Raw genomic sequence first — 21131 nt, forward strand, 5'->3', positions numbered from 1 at the left:
AGTTTGCATGCCCCGTTTGTAACCCTCTAATTGCGCTCATAAAAAAAGGACTCCGAAGAGTCCTTTTTCACATGCCGCTCAGATCAATCAGACGCCCGACGCTTTCGCTGCCGCTACGTCTTTGATCGACAGCTTGATACGACCGCGGTTGTCCACGTCCAGTACCAGCACTTCGACTTCCTGACCTTCCTTGAGGATATCGGTCACTTTCTCTACGCGAGCATCGCTCAGCATCGAGATGTGAACCAGACCATCCTTGCCCGGCAGGATGTTGACGAATGCGCCGAAATCGACGATGCGCTCAACCTTACCGACGTAGATCTTGCCGATCTCCGCTTCTGCGGTGATACCCAGAACGCGCTGACGTGCTGCCTCAGCCGCTTCCTTGGACTCGCCGAAGATCTTGATCGAGCCGTCGTCTTCGATGTCGATCGAAGCCTTGGTCTCTTCGCAGATGGCACGGATGGTTGCGCCACCCTTGCCGATCACGTCACGGATCTTGTCGGTGTCGATCTTCATCGCGATCATGGTCGGAGCGTTGGCCGACAGTTCGTTACGCGACTGACCGATGATCTGGTTCATCTGACCGAGGATGTTCAGGCGAGCTTCCAGGGCCTGGCCCAGGGCGATCTCCATGATTTCTTCGGTGATGCCTTTGATCTTGATGTCCATCTGCAGCGCGGTAACACCTTTGGAGGTACCGGCTACCTTGAAGTCCATGTCGCCCAGGTGGTCTTCGTCACCCAGAATGTCGGTCAGAATGGCGAACTTCTCGCCTTCCTTGACCAGGCCCATGGCGATACCGGCAACCGGCGCCTTCATCGGCACACCAGCGTCCATTAGAGCCAGGGAAGCACCACAGACCGAAGCCATGGAGCTGGAGCCGTTGGACTCGGTGATTTCCGACACAACACGGATGGTGTACGGGAATACGTCAGCGCCCGGCAGCATGGCCTGGACACTGCGACGGGCCAGACGGCCGTGACCGATTTCACGACGACCTGCGCCGCCCATGCGGCCACACTCGCCCACCGAGAACGGAGGGAAGTTGTAGTGCAGCATGAAGGGGTCTTTTTTCTCGCCTTCGAGCGTATCGAGCAGCTGTGCGTCACGTGCAGTACCCAGCGTGGCAACAACCAGCGCCTGAGTTTCGCCACGGGTGAACAGTGCCGAACCGTGAGTCTTCGGCAGAACGCCAACTTCGATGTTCAGAGGGCGAACGGTGCGAGTGTCGCGACCATCGATACGCGGCTTGCCGTTGACGATGTTTTCGCGAACGGTGCGGTATTCGATTTCACCGAAAGCAGCTTTGACTTCGCTGGCAGACGGGCTGCCTTCTTCAACAGCCAGCTTGGCAACGACCTGATCTTTCAGCTCGCCCAGACGCGCATAGCGGTCGGCTTTGACAGTGATGGTGTAAGCCTGGGAGATCGCGTCGCCGAACTCGGCACGGATAGCGCCCAGCAGTGCGGTTGCCTCAGGCTTCGGCTGCCAGGCCCAGACAGGCTTGGCGGCTTCTGCAGCGAGTTCCTTGATGGCGTTGATCACCACCTGGAATTCGTCATGGGCGAACAGCACAGCGCCCAGCATCTGGTCTTCGGTCAGCTCTTTGGCTTCGGATTCAACCATCAGAACGGCTTCGGAAGTACCGGCTACGACCATGTCCAGGCTCGAAGCCTGCAGTTGCTCGTAAGTCGGGTTCAGCAGGTAGCCGGTGCTTTCGTGGAAAGCAACGCGCGCAGCACCGACCGGACCGTCAAACGGAATACCGGAGATGGCCAGTGCAGCCGAAGTACCGATCATCGCAGCGATGTCCGGATCAATTTTCTTGCTGGTGGAGACGACGGTGCAGACAACCTGCACTTCGTTCATGAAGCCTTCTGGAAACAACGGGCGGATCGGGCGGTCGATCAGGCGCGAGGTCAGGGTTTCTTTCTCGGAAGGACGGCCTTCACGCTTGAAGAAACCACCAGGAATCTTGCCGGCAGCGTAGGTTTTTTCCTGATAGTGCACGGACAGAGGGAAGAAGCCTTTGCCAGCGTCAGCCTGTTTGGCGCCGACCACAGTCACGAGTACGCTGACGTCGTCGTCAACGGTGACCAATACTGCGCCAGAGGCTTGACGGGCGATACGGCCTGTCTCGAGGGTTACGGTCGATTGACCGAACTGAAACTTTTTGATTACCGGGTTCACGGTTTCCTACCTTTCTTTGTGGCTCTTGGGGAACTGGTTTCTTGCGAATTCTTGGGCAGCGTGGGGAATCGGCCCCATCCACAGTCCAGATAAAACTTGAGGCTGGGAGCCTGCCAGAACCACCGGGAAAACCCGACGGATCGTGACAGACAACCAACCTCTAGCAACGTCGTTATTAGCGACGCAGACCCAGACGACCGATCAGGGCGCTGTAACGGCTAACGTCCTTACCTTTCAGGTAATCCAGCAGCTTGCGACGCTGGTTTACCATACGGATCAGACCACGACGCGAGTGGTGGTCCTTACCGTTGGCCTTGAAGTGGCCTTGCAGTTTGTTGATGTTGGCGGTCAGCAGTGCAACTTGCACTTCTGGCGAACCAGTATCACCAACAGCTTGCTGGTAGTCGGTTACGATCTGAGCTTTTTCTTCAACGCTGAGTGCCATGTGGGCAATCCTTTTGTTCAAGGAAGCGCTTCCGGAGAAACGTTTCCAACAGGCCGAGGACAGATCCTCGTATTAAAAAAGGAGGTATGACCGTGCCTGTTGACAGCCATCCTCATTCCACCCCGCTCGCAGGCTAGCCTGCGGACGGACTGGTTCCGGTCACTCTGACCGAATCAATCGACGCGGCGCAATACGCCCGTCTTCGGCGACTTCACCGATACCGATGAAGCGACCTTCGTGATCCTGCACACGAACCATACCGAATTTCGGTGCGTCCGGCGCGCGCACTGGCTGCCCGTGCAACCAGTAAAACGAACTGTGCTCCGAAAACTTCAGCAGCGGCCAGTCCAGCAGACCGCTGTCCGATGGCATCAGGAAGCGGTCAACCGCCTCATTGCCGCCGTCGGCATGCACTTGCTCCAGTTCTTCCAGCGTAACCGTCTGAGCCAGCGTGAAAGGCCCCGCCTGGGTACGGCGCAGCTCTGCGACGTAAGCACCACAACCGAGCTTTTCACCAATATCCTCGACCAGCGTACGGATATAGGTACCTTTGCTGCAATCGACCGACAGACGTGCTGTGTCGCCTTCGCAAGCAAGTAATTCCAGGCGCGCAATAGTAACAGAACGGGGCTCGCGCTCCACTACTTCCCCTGCACGTGCCAGCTTGTAAAGTGGCTGGCCATCACGCTTGAGGGCCGAGTACATGGGAGGTATCTGGCTGATTTGCCCACGAAAATGCGGCAACACCGCCTCGATATCGTCGCGACCAACGGTCACCGGACGCGTGAGCAAAACCTCACCTTCGGAGTCGGCAGTCGTGGTGGTTTTGCCCAACTGCGCCAGAGTCTCGTAGGACTTGTCCGAATCGAGCAGGTACTGGGAAAACTTGGTCGCTTCGCCAAAGCACAACGGCAAAACACCCGTTGCCAGCGGATCAAGGCTGCCCGTATGCCCGGCTTTCTCGGCATTGAGCAGCCAGCGAACCTTTTGCAAAGCGGCGTTGGAAGTGAAACCCAGTGGCTTGTCGAGCAGGATGATCCCGCTGACGTTGCGGCGTATACGCTTGACCTGAGCCACTCTTTATTCCTCGGTACTTTCAGGCTTTGCATCTGGCGATGCCGAGCCTTCCTGATGCTGACCGTCCTGTGCCACTGCACGCTCGATCAGTGCCGAGAGATGCGCACCACGCACGACGCTTTCGTCGTAATGGAAATGCAGTTGAGGCACGCTGCGCAGCTTCATTTCGCGTGCCAGCTGCATGCGCAGGAAGCCTGCGGCAGAGTTGAGCACCTTGATGGTCTGTGCGATCTCTTCCGCGCTGTCCTGGCCCATGACGGTCATGAAAATCTTGGCATGACCCACGTCACGGCTGACGTCTACGGCGGTGATAGTGACCAGACCCACACGTGGGTCCTTGATTTCGCGACGGATCAGTTGCGCCAGCTCGCGCTGCATCTGATCGCCAATACGTTGGGTACGGCTGTATTCTTTTGCCATGCTTGTTACCTGTTACTGATCCGGGACCAAACCCTGACAGTCTGAAAGCGGCAAACGCCCGGCCTGACAATTGCCAGACCGGGCGTTGCGTTTAGAGCCCATGGGGGAAGCAGGGCATTTGCATGCGAAGCTCCCACCATGACTCCTGAAGCTCGCGATTTAGAGGCTGCGAGCCACTTGGACCTTCTCGAAGACTTCGATCTTGTCACCGACCTTGACGTCGTTGTAGCTCTTGACGCCGATACCGCATTCCATGCCTGCACGTACTTCGGCAGCGTCGTCCTTGAAGCGGCGCAGGGATTCCAGCTCGCCTTCAAAGATAACGATGTCTTCGCGCAGAACACGAATCGGACGGTTACGGTAGACAGTGCCTTCCAGAACCATACAGCCTGCGATCGCGCCGAATTTCGGCGAACGGAACACATCGCGGACTTCGGCAATACCCAGGATATTCTCCCGGACGTCGCTGCCAAGCATACCGGTAAGGGCTTTCTTGACGTCTTCGATGATGTCGTAGATCACGTTGTAGTAACGCATATCCAGACCTTCCTGCTCGACAATCTTGCGCGCGCCAGCATCGGCACGCACGTTGAAGCCAAACAGTACAGCGTTGGAGGCCAGTGCCAAGTTGGCGTCGCTCTCGGTGATACCACCGACACCGCCACCGACTACGCGCACTTGCACTTCGTCGTTACCCAGGCCGCCGAGGGCGCCCTGCAATGCTTCCAGAGAACCGCGGACGTCGGATTTGAGGACGATGTTAAGCGTCTTCTTCTCTTCCTGACCCATGTTCTCGAAGATGTTCTCCAGCTTGCCGGCATGAGCGCGAGCCAGTTTGACCTCGCGGAACTTGCCCTGGCGGAACAGCGCGACTTCGCGGGCTTTCTTCTCGTCAGCCAGCACCGACATCTCGTCGCCAGCATCCGGAGTACCGTCAAGACCCAGGATTTCGACCGGAATCGAAGGACCTGCTTCTTTGACCGGCTTGCCGTTCTCGTCGAGCATGGCGCGGATGCGGCCGAAGTTCGAACCGACCAGAACCATGTCGCCCTGACGCAGCGTACCGTCCTGAACCAGAACAGTAGCGACCGGACCACGGCCCTTGTCCAGACGGGACTCGACAACAACACCACGACCCGGGGCCGAAGGAGTTGCCTTGAGTTCCAGAACTTCGGCTTGCAGCAGAACAGCTTCCAGCAGCTCGTCGACGCCAGTACCCATTTTCGCGGATACCGAAACGAAAGGCGTATCACCGCCCCACTCTTCGGACGTCACGCCATGGACCGACAGCTCGCTGCGGATACGATCGAGGTCAGCACCAGGCTTGTCGATCTTGTTCACCGCAACAACCAGCGGAACGCCAGCCGCAACAGCATGCTGAACAGCTTCGATGGTCTGCGGCATAACGCCGTCGTCAGCTGCAACCACCAGAATCACGATGTCCGTTGCCTTGGCACCACGAGCACGCATGGCGGTAAACGCGGCGTGACCAGGGGTGTCGAGGAACGTGACCATGCCGCGTTCGGTTTCAACGTGGTAGGCACCGATGTGCTGGGTGATGCCGCCAGCTTCGCCAGCTGCAACCTTGGCACGACGGATGTAGTCGAGCAGCGAGGTCTTACCGTGGTCGACGTGGCCCATTACGGTCACAACCGGTGCACGGGAGAACGACTCACCTTCGAACTTCAGCGATTCGGCCAGGGAATCTTCCAGGGCGTTGTCGCTGACCAGCGTGACCTTGTGGCCCAGCTCTTCGGCGATCAACTGGGCAGTTTCCTGATCCAGTACCTGGTTGATGGTCACCGGAGTGCCCATCTTGAACATGAACTTGATGACTTCAGCAGCCTTGACCGACATCTGTGCCGACAATTCGCCGACGGTGATGGTCTCGCCGATGGCAACGTCACGGATCACAGGGCCGGTAGGGCTCTGGAAACCATGTGCATTGCGCTTCTTCAGCTTGGACTTGCCGCGACCACCACGACGGAAGCTGTCGCTTTCTTCGTCGGTAGTACGAGGAGCAACGCGAGGGGCCGGAGCCTTCTCCTTGACCGAAGCGCGATGCGGAGCGTTTTTACGCTCCCCGTCGCCGCCGCGGGCATTGCGGTCGTCAGCACGAGGCTTGTCCGGGCGACGCTGTTCGTCACGCTTGCGAGCGTCAGCAGACGGCGCTGCGCTGGCAGGTGCCGGAGCAGCCGCTGCTGGTGCTGGCGCTTCACGCACAGGCTCGGCTGCAGCAACAGGTTGCTCAGGTGCCGAAGCAGGCTGGCCGGCGGCAGGCTGATTGCGCGCATCTTCTTCAGCGCGACGCTTGGCTTCTTCTTCAGCCTTTTGACGAGCGGCATTTTCTACCGCACGGCGTTCGTCCATCTCGCGCTTGCGCTCGGCTTCGATCTCTTCCGGGCTACGCTGCACAAAGACTTTCTTCTTGCGCACTTCAACGCTGATGCTCTTGCTGCCAGCAACGCGCAGGGTGCTGGTGGTCTTGCGCTGCAAGGTAATCTTGCGAGGCTCTTCCACCTTGGCCTTGTGACCGCTTTTCAGGTGCGTCAACAAGGCTTGTTTTTCGTTATCGGTCACAACTTGCTCGGCGGCGGTGTGCGGCAGACCTGCCTCACGCATCTGCTGTAACAGGCGCTCTACCGGTGTGTCGACCACTTTGGCCAGTTCTTTCACCGTGACTTGCGTCATGCACTTCTCTCCTCAGGCCGCGCCCAATTACTCGAACCAGTGGGCTCGGGCGGCCATGATCAACTTGCCGGCACGATCATCGTCAATGCCGTCGATGTCGAGCAGGTCATCTATAGACTGCTCGGCCAGGTCTTCGCGGGTAATTACGCCGCGCACCGCCAGTTCCATCGCCAAATCCTTGTCCATACCCTCAAGCGAGAGCAGGTCTTCGGCCGGATGGGCGTCTGCCAGCTTTTCCTCTGTAGCGATGGCTTTAGTCAACAAACGATCCTTGGCACGAGCGCGAAGCTCGTTGACGATGTCTTCGTCAAAGCCGTCGATGTTGAGCATTTCTTCCAACGGTACGTAGGCAATCTCTTCCAGGCTGGTGAAGCCTTCATCAACCAGCACCTGTGCCAATTCTTCATCGACTTCGAGTTCTTCGATGAAATTGCGCAGGATGTCACCGGTTTCAGCTTGCTGCTTGGCCTGGATGTCCGATTCGGTCATTACGTTCAGGGTCCAGCCAGTCAACTGGCTCGCCAGACGCACGTTCTGACCGCCACGACCAATAGCCTGGGCCAGGTTGTCCGCTCCCACCGCGATGTCCATTGCATGCGCGTCTTCATCTACGATGATTGCCGCTACTTCTGCAGGAGACATTGCATTGATCACGAACTGCGCCGGGTTATCGTCCCAAAGAACGATATCCACACGCTCGCCACCCAGCTCGCCGGAAACAGCCTGAACTCGCGAACCGCGCATGCCGATACAGGCACCTTGCGGATCGATTCGTTTATCCTTGGAGCGAACAGCGATTTTCGCACGAGAACCCGGGTCACGGGAGGCAGCCATCACCTCGATGAGACCTTCGGCAATTTCCGGCACTTCAATGCGGAAAAGCTCGATCAGCATCTCTGGCGCAGTACGCGACAGAATCAGCTGAGGACCACGGTTTTCAGTACGAATTTCCTTCAGCAAAGCACGGACGCGAACACCGACCCGGAAAGTTTCCCGGGAAATGATGTCTTCACGAGCCAGCAAGGCTTCGGCATTGTTACCCAGGTCAACGATGACATTGTCACGCGTAACCTTTTTAACAGTACCAGAAATGATTTCACCCAGACGCTCACGGTAGGCGTCGACTACCTGAGCACGCTCGGCTTCACGAACTTTCTGCACAATGACTTGCTTGGCGGTCTGTGCGGCGATACGACCGAATTCGATGGAATCGATTTTTTCTTCGATCAGGTCGCCCGCAACGGCACCTGGCTTCTTGACTTGAGCCTGGTCTACGGCCAATTCGTACGCAGGATCGTCCAGATCTTCGTCTTCGACAACTGTCCAGCGACGGAAAGTCTCGTAGTTGCCTGTCTGGCGATTGATCTCTACACGCAGTTCTACTTCATCTTCAAAACGTTTCTTGGTAGCGGTGGCAAGAGCCAGCTCCAGCGCTTCAAAAATTACACTTGCCGGAACGCCCTTTTCATTGGACACCGACTCAACAACCAGCAGTACTTCTTTGCTCATCGTACGCCTCGCCTTTCGCAAGCCATTGGATCCGCGGGATCCGCAGTAACCGGCACGTCTCAGTCAAACGTGGGAATAATGTTGGCCTTGTCGATCATGTCGATCGGCAACAGGAACTCATGGTCTTCAACCTGCACCACGACATCCTGCTCCTCCACCCCGCGGAGAAGGCCTTGAAAGTTGCGTCGCCCTTCGAAAGGTGAACGCAGCTTTATTTTCACTTGTTCCCCGGCGTACGAAGCAAACTGCTCAATAGTGAACAGCGGGCGCTCCATGCCAGGAGACGATACTTCAAGGGTGTATTCAGTGCTGATCGGATCTTCTACGTCCAATACACCGCTGATCTGGCGACTTACGATTGCGCAGTCGTCGACCAGAACACCACCTTCCTTATCAATATAAATGCGCAGCACCGAATGCTTGCCCTGGGAACTGAAATCGATCCCCCAGCATTGATAGCCAAGGGCTACGACCACCGGGGCCAACAAGTCCTGCAACTGTTCTAGCTTGCTCGACACCTGAACCCCCTCGTGCATGCTTTAGAAATAAAAAAATGGGCAAAAGCCCATCCCTGAAAACGCCGCTGAACATCGACGTCATGTACTGTCCAGCTAACAAAAAGCCCCTTAAAAGGGGCTCCGCTAAAACTGGTTGCGGGGGCTGGATTTGAACCAACGACCTTCGGGTTATGAGCCCGACGAGCTACCAAACTGCTCCACCCCGCGACAAAGCTGGGGCGGAAGTATACGACCGATCCATTGCTGGGTCAATCCAACATCCACCTACAAGAAAGCCCGCGAATGCGGGCTCCCTTGTTAATTGGTACCGAGAAGGGGACTCGAACCCCTACACCCATTGGGCACAACCACCTCAAGGTTGCGTGTCTACCAATTCCACCACCTCGGCATTACAACTTTTTGGCGACCTCACGAAACATCGCCGAATTCTTTTTTACTTCTTCCCTGGGGCTTGAGGTACGTCAGCTGGAACAACAGCTGGCTTTTGCCCTTCGAGAACCGGTACATCATCTGCTGCCGGCTTTTGCTTCACTTCCAGTACTGCGGGATCTGGCAAACCTACTTGAGTCAGCTGTTGAGCTTTCTCTTTAGCAAAGTAACCTAACCCCAAGCTGGTTATGAAAAAACATGCTGCAAGTATAGCAGTAAACTTACTGAGAAAGGTAGAGGTTCCTTGACCTCCGAAGACAGTATTTGATGCACCTGCTCCGAACGACGCACCGGCGTCAGCACCTTTACCCTGCTGCAGCAATACCAGAGCGACGACGCCCAGAGCGCCCAACAGGTGAAAAACGATTACGACTGTTTCCAGCATTTTTTCAGTTTCCCGCGGCGCGACAGATCGCACCGAACTCATCTGCATTCAGGGAAGCTCCACCAATGAGCCCCCCATCGATATCCGGCATGCTGAAGAGCTCGACCGCATTGGCCGCCTTCACGCTGCCGCCATAGAGAAGTCGCACGCCTTGTGCGACTTCGGCATTCTCTTTTGCCAGTTGCGCACGGATTGCTGCGTGCACTTCCTGCGCCTCTTGAGGCGAAGCAGTCAATCCGGTGCCAATGGCCCAGACCGGCTCGTAGGCAATTACGGCATTGATCAGTGCGCTGACGCCAAACTCGGCGATGACACTGTCCAGCTGACGCCCGACAACCTCAAGCGTCTGCCCTGCCTTGCGCTCTTCGAGCGTTTCGCCTATGCAAAGCACAGGTGTCAGACCGCTTGCCTGGATCGCCGCAAACTTCTTGTTGAGGACATGATCCTGCTCGCCGATCAACTGACGACGCTCGGAATGCCCGACAAGTACCAGCTTGCAACCTGCATCAGCCAGCTGACTCGACGCTACCTCACCGGTCAGCGCGCCCTGCTCAGCCTGAATGGCTGCATCCTGCGCACCGACGATGATCGACGTTGCCTGAAGCCCTTCGATCACCTGATTGGTAAACAGACTTGCAGGCATTACGGCGATATCGACGCTGCCAGGCAACACCTGCTTGCCCAAACCCTCGATCAGCTCAGCGACGCTGGCGCGGGTACCGTGCATTTTCCAGTTACCAGCTACCATTGGGCGACGCATGCTACACCTCGTGGGTCAAAGTGGGCGCAGATGTTACCCAACACTTCCGACACTGGCAAGCCGAAATCAGGCGCAAACTTCAGCAACCAGTTTTGCGAGCTCTTCGGCATACGATCTGACCTGGGGTTCATCCTCACCTTCGACCATCACGCGCACCAAAGGCTCTGTGCCCGACTTGCGCAGCAGCACCCTGCCCCGTCCTGCCATCTGCTCGGTAACACGTGCACAGGCTTGCTGGACCGAAGGGTGCGAAACCGGGTCTACACCTGAACCTGCAAAACGCACATTGATCAGGATCTGCGGGCATTTGCGCAGTTTCAGACGCGCTTCGGCGAGGCTGATGCCGCTGCGACGCAGAGCCAGTATCACCTGCAACGATGCAATGATCGCATCACCGGTAGTAGCGTGCTGGAAGCACACGATATGGCCGGAGTTTTCACCGCCAATCTGCCAGTTGCGCTCAAGCAGCTCGGCGATCACATAACGGTCACCGACATTGGCACGAACAAACGGGATGTTCTGCTCGGCCAAGGCCAGTTCAAGCCCGAGATTACTCATCAACGTGCCGACGACGCCACCCTGCAAGCGCCCACGCTCATGCAGATCACGGGCAATGATGTAAAGCAGCTCGTCACCATCGACGATGGTCCCGGTATGGTCGACCATCAACACGCGGTCGCCGTCACCGTCGAAGCCGATGCCCATGTCGGCATGCTCTGCGACCACTGCCGCCTGCAAGGCTTCCATGTGAGTGGAGCCGCAATTCTTGTTGATATTGAGACCGTCAGGCTGCGCAGAAAGCACCACAACCTGCGCGCCAAGCTCACGAAAGACGTTGGGCGCAACCTTGTAGGTCGCACCGTGCGCGCAGTCGATGACCACCTTCAGGCCGGCAAAGTCGGTGCTGGTCGGCACGCTGCTTTTGCAGAATTCGATGTAACGCCCTGCGGCATCGTTGATTCGCGAAACCTTGCCGAGGTTCTCGGACTCCGCCACGGTCATCGGCGCATCGAGCAGCTCTTCGATCATCATTTCGATCTCGTCAGGCAGTTTGGTGCCCTGACCGGAGAAGAATTTGATGCCGTTGTCGTAGTGCGGATTATGCGAGGCACTGATCACGATGCCTGCTTCGGCATGAAACGTACGTGTCAGGTAGGCAATCGCAGGTGTCGGCATAGGCCCCAGCAGGAGCACGTCAGCACCGGCCGCAGAGAGCCCGGCCTCAAGGGCGGATTCGAACATGTAGCCGGAGATGCGCGTGTCCTTGCCGACGAGAATCCGGCAGGCGCCCATCTTGCGAAAGGCCATGCCTGCAGCCCAACCCAGTTTCAGCATGAACTCGGGCGTGATCGGAAATTGCCCTACGCGACCACGAATGCCGTCGGTTCCGAAATATTTTCTGGTAGTCATGGATGCCCCACTGTTGTTATTCAGCTGCCTGGACAGCTGCGATCATGCGCACCACGTCAGCCGTTTCGGCGACATCGTGCACACGTAGAATTCGGGCTCCCTTGGTCATAGCCAAAGCAGCCAAGGCCAGCCCACCGGATAGACGCTGATCTACGGAGCGCCCCAATACAGCACCAATCATGCTTTTGCGCGAAACACCTACCAGCAAAGGCCTGCCGAGCGCTTGCAGCACCTCCATATGCTTGAACAGACTCAGATTGTGCTCCAGCGTCTTGGCAAAGCCAAAGCCCGGATCAAGAATGATCTGCTGCTGACCGATTCCCGCCGCAACACACTGTTTCATCCGCTCAGCCAGGAAGGCACAAACCTCGCCCACCAGGTCTTCGTAGTGCGGGTCATTCTGCATGGTTCCGGGCTCACCCAGCATGTGCATGAGACACACCGGCAAACCAGTGCTTGCAGCCGCCTCAAGCGCGCCTGGCCGCTGAAGCGAGCGGACGTCATTGATAAGCCCGGCACCCAGGCCAGCCGTCGCCAGCATGACCTCAGGCGTGGAGGTGTCCACAGAGATGATCACATCCAGCTCGCGCGCGATGACCTCAACCACCGGCGCCACACGCTCGACCTCTTCTGACGCAGACACCGGACGCGCACCAGGGCGCGTCGACTCTCCACCAACGTCGATCAGTGTGGCACCTGCCAGCACCATCGCCTCGGCATGACGCAAGGCAGCATCAAGCTGGCTGTAGCGGCCGCCATCCGAAAACGAGTCTGGGGTTGCATTGAGGATACCCATCACATGCGTACGGGCCAAATCAAGAACCCGATTGCCGCAAGGCAACCGGGTTGGGTACAGCGCAGATGTCATGTCAGACCTTAGTGCTCGGCAGCAGGGCCGCCAATCGGAGTTTCCGGACGAGGGTCAGGTGTGATCGGAGTACCGCTGGTACCCGAACCACCGCCCCAGTCACGCGGTTCACGAGGCACGCGACCGGTCATGATGTCGTCGATCTGATCGGCATCAATGGTTTCATACTTCATCAGCGCATCAGCCATCGCTTCAAGCTTGTCACGATTGTCCGTCAGCAACTGCTTGGCAGTGCCGTAGCAGTGATCGATGATGCTGCGCACTTCGGAGTCGATGAGCTTGGCAGTATCGCCGGAAACACTGGAGTTCTGGCTGCTGCCGCGCCCCAGGTAACCTGCATCTTCGTCTTCCGAGTACATCAGCGGGCCGAGTTTTTCAGACAGCCCCCACTTGGTGACCATGTTCCGGGCAATCTGGCTGGCACGCATGATGTCATTGGAGGCACCGGTTGTGACGCCATCGAAGCCAAGGGTCATTTCTTCCGCGATACGACCACCGTACAGCGAGCAGATCTGGCTGATCAACGCACGCTTGGACAGGCTGTAACGGTCCTCTTCCGGCAGGAACATCGTCACACCCAGCGCACGACCGCGCGGGATGATGGAGACCTTGTAAACCGGATCATGCTCAGGCACCAGGCGTCCGACGATAGCGTGTCCTGCTTCGTGGTAAGCCGTGTTGCGTTTTTCCTTTTCGGACATGACCATCGATTTGCGCTCAGCGCCCATCATGATCTTGTCCTTGGCCAGTTCGAACTCTTTCATCTCTACGACGCGCTTGCCGGAGCGAGCAGCGAACAGCGACGCTTCGTTGACCAGGTTAGCCAGATCGGCACCGGAGAAACCCGGCGTACCGCGAGCGATAACGCCTGCGTTGACGTCTTCGCCCATCGGAACCTTGCGCATGTGAACCTTGAGGATCTGCTCGCGGCCACGAATGTCCGGCAGACCTACAACTACCTGGCGGTCGAAACGACCTGGACGCAGCAGCGCCGGGTCCAGTACGTCAGGACGGTTGGTTGCGGCAATGACGATGATGCCGTCATTCATTTCAAAACCGTCCATCTCGACCAGCAACTGGTTGAGAGTCTGTTCACGCTCGTCGTGACCACCACCCATGCCAGCGCCACGATGGCGACCGACCGCATCGATTTCGTCGATGAAGATGATGCAAGGAGCATGTTTCTTGGCCTGTTCGAACATGTCACGGACGCGGCTTGCACCAACACCCACGAACATCTCGACGAAATCAGAACCGGAAATGGTGAAGAACGGCACTTTCGCCTCGCCAGCAATGGCCTTGGCGATCAGTGTCTTACCGGTACCCGGAGGACCGACCATCAGCACACCACGCGGGATGCGGCCGCCCAGACGCTGGAACTTGCCCGGGTCACGAAGGAACTCGACCAGTTCGCCGACTTCTTCCTTGGCTTCGTCACAACCGGCAACATCGGCCAGAGTGGTCTTGACCTGATCTTCAGACAGCAGACGCGCCTTGCTCTTGCCGAAGCTCATCGGGCCGCCCTTGCCGCCCGCCCCGCCCTGCATCTGGCGCATGAAGAACATGAACACCGCAATGATCACCAGGATAGGGAAGCTGGCCACCAGTAACTGAGTCCAGATGCTCTGCTGCTCAGGCTGCTTGCCTTCGATCACGACGTTGTTGCTGACCAGATCACCGATCAGACCGTTGTCCGGAATGTTCGGGCGGATGGTCTTGAAGGTGTCGCCATCACTGCGCTTGCCCGTAATGACGTAGCCGTCGACGGAAACCTTCTCGACCTTGCCATCCTTAACCTGCTGGATGAACTCGGAATAGTTGAGGTTCTGCGGCTCGTTAGGGCTGGAGAAGTTGTTCATCACCGTCACCAGGACAGCCGCGATGATCAACCACAGGATCAAATTCTTTGCCATATCGTTCAATTAGCTACCCTCTGAAGCAAGCTCCACGCAGCAAGCGTGCCTCGCATGATATTCACCGGCCTAACTTACTACAGAACCTACAGATACGGCAGACACCGTCTGTAACCCTTTGTGAAACTTTGACAACACAATGTTCAGTCATGCTGCATCGGTAACGCCATTTGAAAAAAGCTATCGTGCCCCTTCAAAAGCGCTCAATGCTGGCTGCCCCGTCGATTCCACGAAAGCCGCGAGCCAGCAGGTATTGCTCACGTGACCTGTCGCGGGATGACGAAGGCTTGCGCATCTGCACCTTGTCAAACAGCTTGCGAATATCCTTGTGGTAGACATCGAAGCCTTCACCTTGGAAGACCTTGATCAGAAAATCGCCACCGGGACGTAGTACCCGACCGGCCAGATCGAGCGCCAATTCACAGAGAAACATTGCACGCGGCATATCTACAGCGCTCAATCCACTCATATTGGGGGCCATATCGGAAATCACAAGGTCTACCTGCGTATTACCGACTGCCTCAAGGATCTGCTCGAGAATCTTGTCCTCGGTAAAATCCCCCTGAATGAAAGTCACATCCGGGATGCTGTCCATTTCAAGGATGTCGGAAGCAATCAGACGACCTTGACCGCCGATCAGACGACTGGTCACCTGCGACCAGCCTCCCGGCGCAGCACCAAGGTCGATAACGGTCATGCCCGGACGGATGAGTTTGTCCTTTTCCTGGATCTCGAGCAGCTTGTAGCTGGCACGCGAACGGTAACCGTCCTTCTGCGCCATTTTGACGTATTTGTCGTCGAAGTGTTCTTTGAGCCAGTTATGGCTTGTCTTGGAACGGGCCACGGGGCACCTCAAAAATAAACGAGTCGTGATTAACTGGGCGGTCCCGGACTCGCTCGGGTAAACTGGCCGCCGCTTTTAAAAGATCAGACGCAGAGGTCAGATTATGCCGCTCACTCCAGAGCAGAAGAAACAATACAAATCCATTGGCCACCATCTGAAACCGGTGTTGATCGTGGCTGACAATGGTTTGACTGAAGGTGTACTTGCAGAGCTTGAACGCGCATTGAGCGATCACGAGCTGATCAAGATCAAGCTCAACATCCTTGACCGTGAAAGCCGCCTGGGTGCCGTTGCAGAACTGTGCAAGGCCGGTTCGGCGGATCTTGTACAGGTCATCGGCAAAATGGCGCTGATCTACCGCAAGAACCCAAAGGTAAACAAGCAGCTCTCCAACGTCCACCGCGCACACGGATAAAAACAGAAGTCAGGGCCGCCAAAAGGCGTGCCCTGACTCTTTTTTGCTGCTGACTGTGCCCGCCAAAGCGGGCGACAGGCATCAGATGTGACGCACTTCGATGATTTCGTATTCGATAACGCCGCTAGGCGTTTTCACGACGACGACATCGCCCTCTTCCTTGGCAATCAAGGCACGAGCAATGGGCGAACCCACTGAAATCTTGCCCTTCTTGATATCCGCCTCGTCCTCACCAACGATCTGGTAGACAACGCTTTCGTCGGTTTCGACGTTGGCGATTTCGACTGTCGTGCCGAAAATTACCTTGCCAGTGTGCGGAATAGTCGTAACGTCGATCACCACAGCGTTCTGTATGCGGCCTTCGATATCACGAATACGCGCTTCGACCATACCCTGCTGCTCGCGGGCAGCATGGTATTCAGCGTTTTCCTTGAGGTCGCCCAGTTCGCGCGCAGTACCGATGTCCTGGCTCAACTTGGGACGGATCACCTTGGTCAGGTGAGTCAGCTCTTCTACCAGGGCGCGAGAGCCCTGGACGGTCATTGGGTATTTGATCATGCCTTCAATCCTGCATGGAGATCCTGCAAGCGACGTACGGTCTTCTCGGGACCGAATTTGAGCGCTTCACAGATCGCTTCGCCTGCTGCAATGGTAGTGGTGCAGTAGATCTTGTGCTGCAAGGCGTTGCGACGAATGGAGTAGGAATCCGCGATCGACTGACGACCTTCGGTGGTGTTGATGATCAGGGTAACTTCGTCATTCTTGATCATGTCAACCACGTGTGGGCGCCCTTCGGTCACCTTGTTGACGCGACGTACTTTCAGGCCTGCCGCTTCGATCAGCTTGGCAGTACCTGCGGTAGCAACAATCTCGAAACCCAGATTGATCAGGTCACGGGCGACCGCTTCAACCAGAGGCTTGTCATCGTCACGCACACTGATGAAAGCAGTACCGCCAGTCGGCAGCACTTCGCTCGCGCCCATCTGGGCCTTGGCGAACGCTTCACCGAAGGTATCGCCCACGCCCATCACTTCGCCGGTCGATTTCATTTCCGGACCGAGGATCGGGTCAACGCCAGGGAATTTGGCAAACGGGAACACTGCCTCTTTCACGCTGTAGAAGTTCGGGATGATTTCCTTGGTGAAGTTCAGCTCTTTCAGGGTTTTACCTGCCATCACGCGAGCCGCGATCATGGCCAGGGAAACACCGATGCATTTGGAAACGAACGGCACGGTACGCGATGCACGCGGGTTGACTTCAATGACGTAGATATCTTCGCCCTGAAGTGCCAACTGTACGTTCATCAGGCCGACAACGCCCAGCTCCAGGGCCATTTTCTTGACCTGCTCGCGCATTTCGTCCTGGATGTGTGCAGGCAGCGAGTACGGCGGCAGCGAGCATGCGGAGTCACCGGAGTGAACACCCGCCTGCTCGATGTGCTGCATGATCGCGCCGATCACCACGTCAGTTCCGTCGCAGACCGCATCGACGTCCATTTCGATGGCACAGTTCAGGAAGTGGTCCAGCAGCACAGGGCTGTCGTTGGATACTTGAACCGCTTCACGCAGGTAACGCTTGAGCTCGTCTTCCTGGTACACGATTTCCATCGCGCGGCCGCCCAGTACATAGGACGGGCGCACCACCAGCGGATAACCGATCTTCGCCGCAGCACGAATGGCTTCGTCTTCGCTGCGCACAGTGGCATTTGGCGGCTGACGCAGGTTGAGGCGCTCGACCATCTGCTGGAAGCGCTCACGGTCTTCGGCACGGTCAATGGCGTCAGGGCTGGTGCCGATGATCGGCACACCGGCTGCTTCAAGGGCACGCGCCAGTTTCAGCGGCGTCTGGCCACCGTACTGAACGATCACACCTTTCGGCTTCTCGACCCGGACGATTTCCAGCACGTCTTCCAGGGTGACAGGCTCGAAGTACAAGCGGTCAGAGGTGTCGTAATCGGTGGAAACGGTTTCCGGGTTGCAGTTGACCATGATGGTCTCGTACCCGTCTTCGCGCAGCGCCAGGGCGGCGTGTACACAGCAGTAGTCGAACTCGATACCCTGGCCGATACGGTTAGGGCCACCGCCGAGGATCATGATCTTGTCGCGCGTCGAAGGGTTGGCTTCGCACTCTTCTTCGTACGTCGAGTACAGGTACGCGGTGTCGGTTGCAAACTCGGCAGCGCAGGTGTCGACGCGCTTGTAGACCGGAAACACGTCCAGCTTGTGACGATGCGTACGCAGGTTCTTTTCGGTGACGCCGACCAGCTTGGCCAGGCGCGCATCAGAGAAGCCCTTGCGCTTGAGGCGGAACATCAGGTCACGATCGATTGCCGACAGGCCCAGCGTCTTGACCTTCTCCTCGTCCTTGACCAGATCTTCGATCTGCACCAGGAACCAGGGGTCAATCATGTTCATGGCGAAGATATCTTCAACCGTCATGCCTGCGCGGAAGGCGTCGGCGACGTACCAGATACGCTCGGCACCCGGCACAGTCAGCTCGCGCTTGAGCGTGCTCATGCTTTCAGGGTGGCTCAGGTCCAGCTTCGGATCGAGACCGCAAACGCCGACTTCCAGGCCGCGCAGGGCTTTCTGCAGGGATTCCTGGAAGGTACGGCCGATGGCCATGACTTCACCGACCGACTTCATCTGAGTGGTCAGGCGGGCATCGGCCTTGGCGAACTTCTCGAAAGCAAAACGCGGCAGCTTGGTGACGACATAGTCGATTGACGGTTCGAACGATGCCGGGGTCTTGCCGCCGGTGATTTCGTTCGACAGCTCGTCAAGGGTGTAGCCGACTGCCAGCTTGGCGGCAACGCGGGCGATCGGGAAGCCGGTCGCCTTGGAGGCCAGCGCCGAGGAGCGCGATACACGCGGGTTCATCTCGATCACGACCATACGGCCGGTGTTCGGGCAGATGCCGAACTGAACGTTGGAGCCACCGGTTTCAACGCCGATCTCGCGCAGCACTGCCAGCGAGGCGTTACGCAGGATCTGGTATTCCTTGTCGGTCAGGGTCTGTGCCGGAGCAACGGTGATGGAGTCACCGGTGTGCACGCCCATCGGGTCAAAGTTTTCGATCGAGCAGACGATGATGCAGTTGTCCTTTTTGTCGCGGACAACTTCCATTTCGTACTCTTTCCAGCCGATCAGCGATTCGTCGATCAGCAGTTCTTTGGTCGGCGACAGGTCCAGACCGCGAGCGCAGATTTCTTCGAACTCTTCACGGTTGTACGCGATACCGCCGCCCGTGCCGCCCATGGTGAACGATGGACGAATGATGCACGGGAAGCCGAGCTTTTCGAGAACCGCGTTGGCTTCATCCATGCTGTGCGCGATACCGGAACGCGGGCACGCCAGGCCGATGGACTTCATGGCCTTGTCGAAACGCGAGCGGTCTTCAGCCTTGTCGATGGTGTCGGCGTTGGCACCGATCATCTCCACGCCGAACTTCTCCAGAACGCCTTCGCGCTCCAGATCCAGTGCGCAGTTCAGAGCCGTCTGGCCGCCCATGGTTGGCAGCAGTGCGTCAGGACGCTCTTTTTCGATGATCTTGGCAACGGTCTGCCACTTGATCGGCTCGATGTAGGTGGCGTCGGCCATGGCCGGGTCGGTCATGATGGTGGCCGGGTTGGAGTTCACCAGGATGACGCGGTAACCCTCTTCGCGCAGTGCCTTGCAGGCCTGGGCGCCGGAGTAGTCGAATTCACAGGCCTGGCCGATCACGATGGGGCCGGCGCCGAGAATCAGGATGCTTTTAATATCTGTACGTTTTGGCATGGGTTGTCACTCAAATCCGCAGGTCAGTCGGCAAGCCGTCTTGAACATTTCTTTGAGGTGGCCTGGGCGGCAGCAACCGGACGTTGAGTCCGGGGCCGCCCAGGCCACCTGCGTATTACAGTCTCAAGGCAACCGGTCAGCGTCGCTTGGCCATGGCTTCGATAAAGCGATCAAACAGAGGCGCGACGTCATTCGGGCCCGGGCTCGCCTCAGGGTGACCCTGGAAGCTGAACGCGCTCTTGTCGGTCAGCTCGATACCCTGCAGGGTGCCGTCGAACAGCGACTTGTGAATGGCGCGAACATTGCCCGGCAGTGTGGCCTCATCAACAGCAAAACCGTGGTTCTGGCTGGTGATCATGACCACACCGGTGTCCAGATCCTGAACAGGATGGTTTGCACCGTGGTGGCCGTGGCCCATTTTCACGGTCTTGGCACCGGCAGCCAAGGCCAGAAGCTGGTGACCCAGGCAGATACCGAATACCGGCACTTCGGTTTGCAGCACTTCCCTGATCGCCTTGATGGCGTAGTCGCACGGCTCGGGGTCGCCAGGGCCGTTGGACAGGAAAACACCGTCGGGCTTGTAGGCAAGCACTTCGCTGGCAGGCGTTTGCGCAGGCACCACAGTCACCCGGCAACCGCGCTCGACCAGCATGCGCAGAATGTTGACCTTGACGCCGTAGTCGTAAGCGACCACATGATAGGGCAGTTCGGAAGCAGCGATTTCAGGGTGGCTGTCGGTCTTCAGGTTCCAGACGCTGGAACGCCACTCGTAAGTGTCCTTGGTGCTGACTTCCTTTGCCAGGTCCATGCCTTTGAGGCCGGGGAACCCGCGAGCAGCAGCGATGGCTGCTTCTTCGGAAATGTTATCGCCAGCCATGATGCAGCCGTTCTGGGCGCCTTTCTCACGCAGGATGCGGGTCAGGCGACGCGTGTCGATACCGGCGATGGCAACGACGTTATTGGCTTTCAGGTAATCACCGAGGGACAGCTTGTTACGCCAGTTACTGGCGACCAGCGGCAGGTCACGGATGACCAGGCCAGCGGACCAGACACGATCGGACTCTGCGTCTTCAGGCGTGGTACCGGTATTGCCGATGTGCGGGTAAGTCAGGGTAACGATTTGCTGGGCGTAGGAAGGATCGGTAAGAATTTCCTGATAGCCTGTCATTGCGGTGTTGAACACCACCTCACCAACGGTCTGACCGTCGGCTCCAATGGCTTCGCCGCGAAAAATGCTGCCATCAGCAAGGGCGAGTATGGCTGGCTTAGTCAAGAAGACCTCCCGTAAATAAAACCTGAAAGGGCGATCGCAGGCTGCAAAAAAGCGGAATGACGTAGTTACGTCACCCCGCTTTCTTATGGAATCATCTGCGCGCTTTTAGTGGACACACTAAAGCTGTAGCTTACAGAAAAGGCCCTTTTTGGTCTACCACCAATGAGCCTGAAATGCGGGAAAATGCGACAGGGCCACGAATGGC

At 57.5% G+C, this 21131-nt stretch carries 17 protein-coding genes and 2 tRNA genes; 1 reads left to right on the top strand and 18 read right to left on the bottom strand.

Translation table 11 applies throughout. From position 1 onward, the window contains the following. Window positions 1–87: 87 nt before the first annotated feature. The 15 genes from pnp to rlmE form a co-directional block, all read right to left on the bottom strand. The gene (gene pnp, locus AO068_RS06875) at window positions 88–2193 is read right to left on the bottom strand and encodes a polyribonucleotide nucleotidyltransferase (RefSeq protein WP_057402164.1); all 2106 of its coding nucleotides are present in this window, start codon (window positions 2191–2193) and stop codon (window positions 88–90) included. 175 nt (window positions 2194–2368) lie between these two features. Next, on the bottom strand, window positions 2369–2638 hold the full coding sequence (gene rpsO, locus AO068_RS06880; RefSeq protein WP_002555121.1) for a 30S ribosomal protein S15: 270 nt from the start codon (window positions 2636–2638) through the stop codon (window positions 2369–2371). A 159-nt stretch (window positions 2639–2797) separates the two neighbouring features. Beyond that, window positions 2798–3715, bottom strand: coding sequence for a tRNA pseudouridine(55) synthase TruB (truB, locus tag AO068_RS06885; RefSeq protein WP_004416157.1), 918 nt, complete (start codon window positions 3713–3715; stop codon window positions 2798–2800). 3 nt (window positions 3716–3718) lie between these two features. Then, on the bottom strand, window positions 3719–4135 hold the full coding sequence (rbfA, locus tag AO068_RS06890; RefSeq protein WP_002555123.1) for a 30S ribosome-binding factor RbfA: 417 nt from the start codon (window positions 4133–4135) through the stop codon (window positions 3719–3721). Between the two features lie 159 nt (window positions 4136–4294). Next, window positions 4295–6826, bottom strand: coding sequence for a translation initiation factor IF-2 (gene infB / locus AO068_RS06895; protein WP_005744974.1), 2532 nt, complete (start codon window positions 6824–6826; stop codon window positions 4295–4297). Window positions 6827–6853: 27 nt separating this feature from the next. Further along, window positions 6854–8335 carry a transcription termination factor NusA gene (nusA, locus tag AO068_RS06900; protein WP_003418834.1) on the bottom strand — a complete coding sequence of 494 codons (1482 nt, stop codon included), beginning with the start codon at window positions 8333–8335 and terminating at the stop codon, window positions 6854–6856. Between the two features lie 59 nt (window positions 8336–8394). Next, window positions 8395–8853 carry a ribosome maturation factor RimP gene (gene rimP, locus AO068_RS06905; protein WP_002555126.1) on the bottom strand — a complete coding sequence of 153 codons (459 nt, stop codon included), beginning with the start codon at window positions 8851–8853 and terminating at the stop codon, window positions 8395–8397. 130 nt (window positions 8854–8983) lie between these two features. Next, window positions 8984–9060 (bottom strand) — tRNA-Met (locus tag AO068_RS06910). A gap of 95 nt (window positions 9061–9155) precedes the next feature. Then, window positions 9156–9241: transfer RNA gene (locus AO068_RS06915), tRNA-Leu, on the bottom strand. 45 nt (window positions 9242–9286) lie between these two features. After that, window positions 9287–9667: a preprotein translocase subunit SecG gene (secG, locus tag AO068_RS06920; protein ID WP_058407964.1), complete on the bottom strand. Its 381-nt coding sequence runs from the start codon at window positions 9665–9667 to the stop codon at window positions 9287–9289. A 4-nt stretch (window positions 9668–9671) separates the two neighbouring features. After that, window positions 9672–10427: a triose-phosphate isomerase gene (gene tpiA, locus AO068_RS06925; protein WP_058407965.1), complete on the bottom strand. Its 756-nt coding sequence runs from the start codon at window positions 10425–10427 to the stop codon at window positions 9672–9674. A gap of 66 nt (window positions 10428–10493) precedes the next feature. After that, window positions 10494–11837, bottom strand: a complete 1344-nt coding sequence (glmM, locus tag AO068_RS06930) for a phosphoglucosamine mutase (protein WP_058407966.1) — start codon at window positions 11835–11837, stop codon at window positions 10494–10496. 16 nt (window positions 11838–11853) lie between these two features. Further along, a complete protein-coding gene (folP, locus tag AO068_RS06935) occupies window positions 11854–12705 on the bottom strand; it encodes a dihydropteroate synthase (RefSeq protein WP_058407967.1) in 852 nt (283 codons plus the stop codon). Between the two features lie 8 nt (window positions 12706–12713). Next, entirely contained in the window at window positions 12714–14618 is a 1905-nt protein-coding gene (gene ftsH / locus AO068_RS06940; protein ID WP_058400684.1) for an ATP-dependent zinc metalloprotease FtsH, read from the bottom strand. Window positions 14619–14811: 193 nt separating this feature from the next. Then, entirely contained in the window at window positions 14812–15462 is a 651-nt protein-coding gene (rlmE, locus tag AO068_RS06945; RefSeq protein ID WP_004666214.1) for a 23S rRNA (uridine(2552)-2'-O)-methyltransferase RlmE, read from the bottom strand. Between the two features lie 103 nt (window positions 15463–15565). On the opposite strand from rlmE, the gene AO068_RS06950 reads away from it, so the two are divergent. Continuing rightward, window positions 15566–15877, top strand: a complete 312-nt coding sequence (locus AO068_RS06950; RefSeq protein WP_002555133.1) for a YhbY family RNA-binding protein — start codon at window positions 15566–15568, stop codon at window positions 15875–15877. 81 nt (window positions 15878–15958) lie between these two features. Here AO068_RS06950 and greA read toward each other — a convergent pair whose 3' ends face one another. The 3 genes from greA to carA all read right to left on the bottom strand — a co-directional run bounded on the left by greA (window position 15959) and on the right by carA (window position 20926). After that, the gene (greA, locus tag AO068_RS06955; RefSeq protein ID WP_058407968.1) at window positions 15959–16435 is read right to left on the bottom strand and encodes a transcription elongation factor GreA; all 477 of its coding nucleotides are present in this window, start codon (window positions 16433–16435) and stop codon (window positions 15959–15961) included. Then, a complete protein-coding gene (carB, locus tag AO068_RS06960; RefSeq protein ID WP_058407969.1) occupies window positions 16432–19653 on the bottom strand; it encodes a carbamoyl-phosphate synthase large subunit in 3222 nt (1073 codons plus the stop codon). Before carB ends, greA begins: the two co-directional genes overlap by 4 nt. 136 nt (window positions 19654–19789) lie before the next feature. After that, window positions 19790–20926, bottom strand: a complete 1137-nt coding sequence (carA, locus tag AO068_RS06965) for a glutamine-hydrolyzing carbamoyl-phosphate synthase small subunit (protein WP_058407970.1) — start codon at window positions 20924–20926, stop codon at window positions 19790–19792. Window positions 20927–21131: the final 205 nt, after the last annotated feature.

The sequence above is a fragment of the Pseudomonas sp. ICMP 3272 genome (assembly GCF_001466905.1).
Classification (GTDB): Bacteria; Pseudomonadota; Gammaproteobacteria; order Pseudomonadales; family Pseudomonadaceae; genus Aquipseudomonas; species Aquipseudomonas amygdali.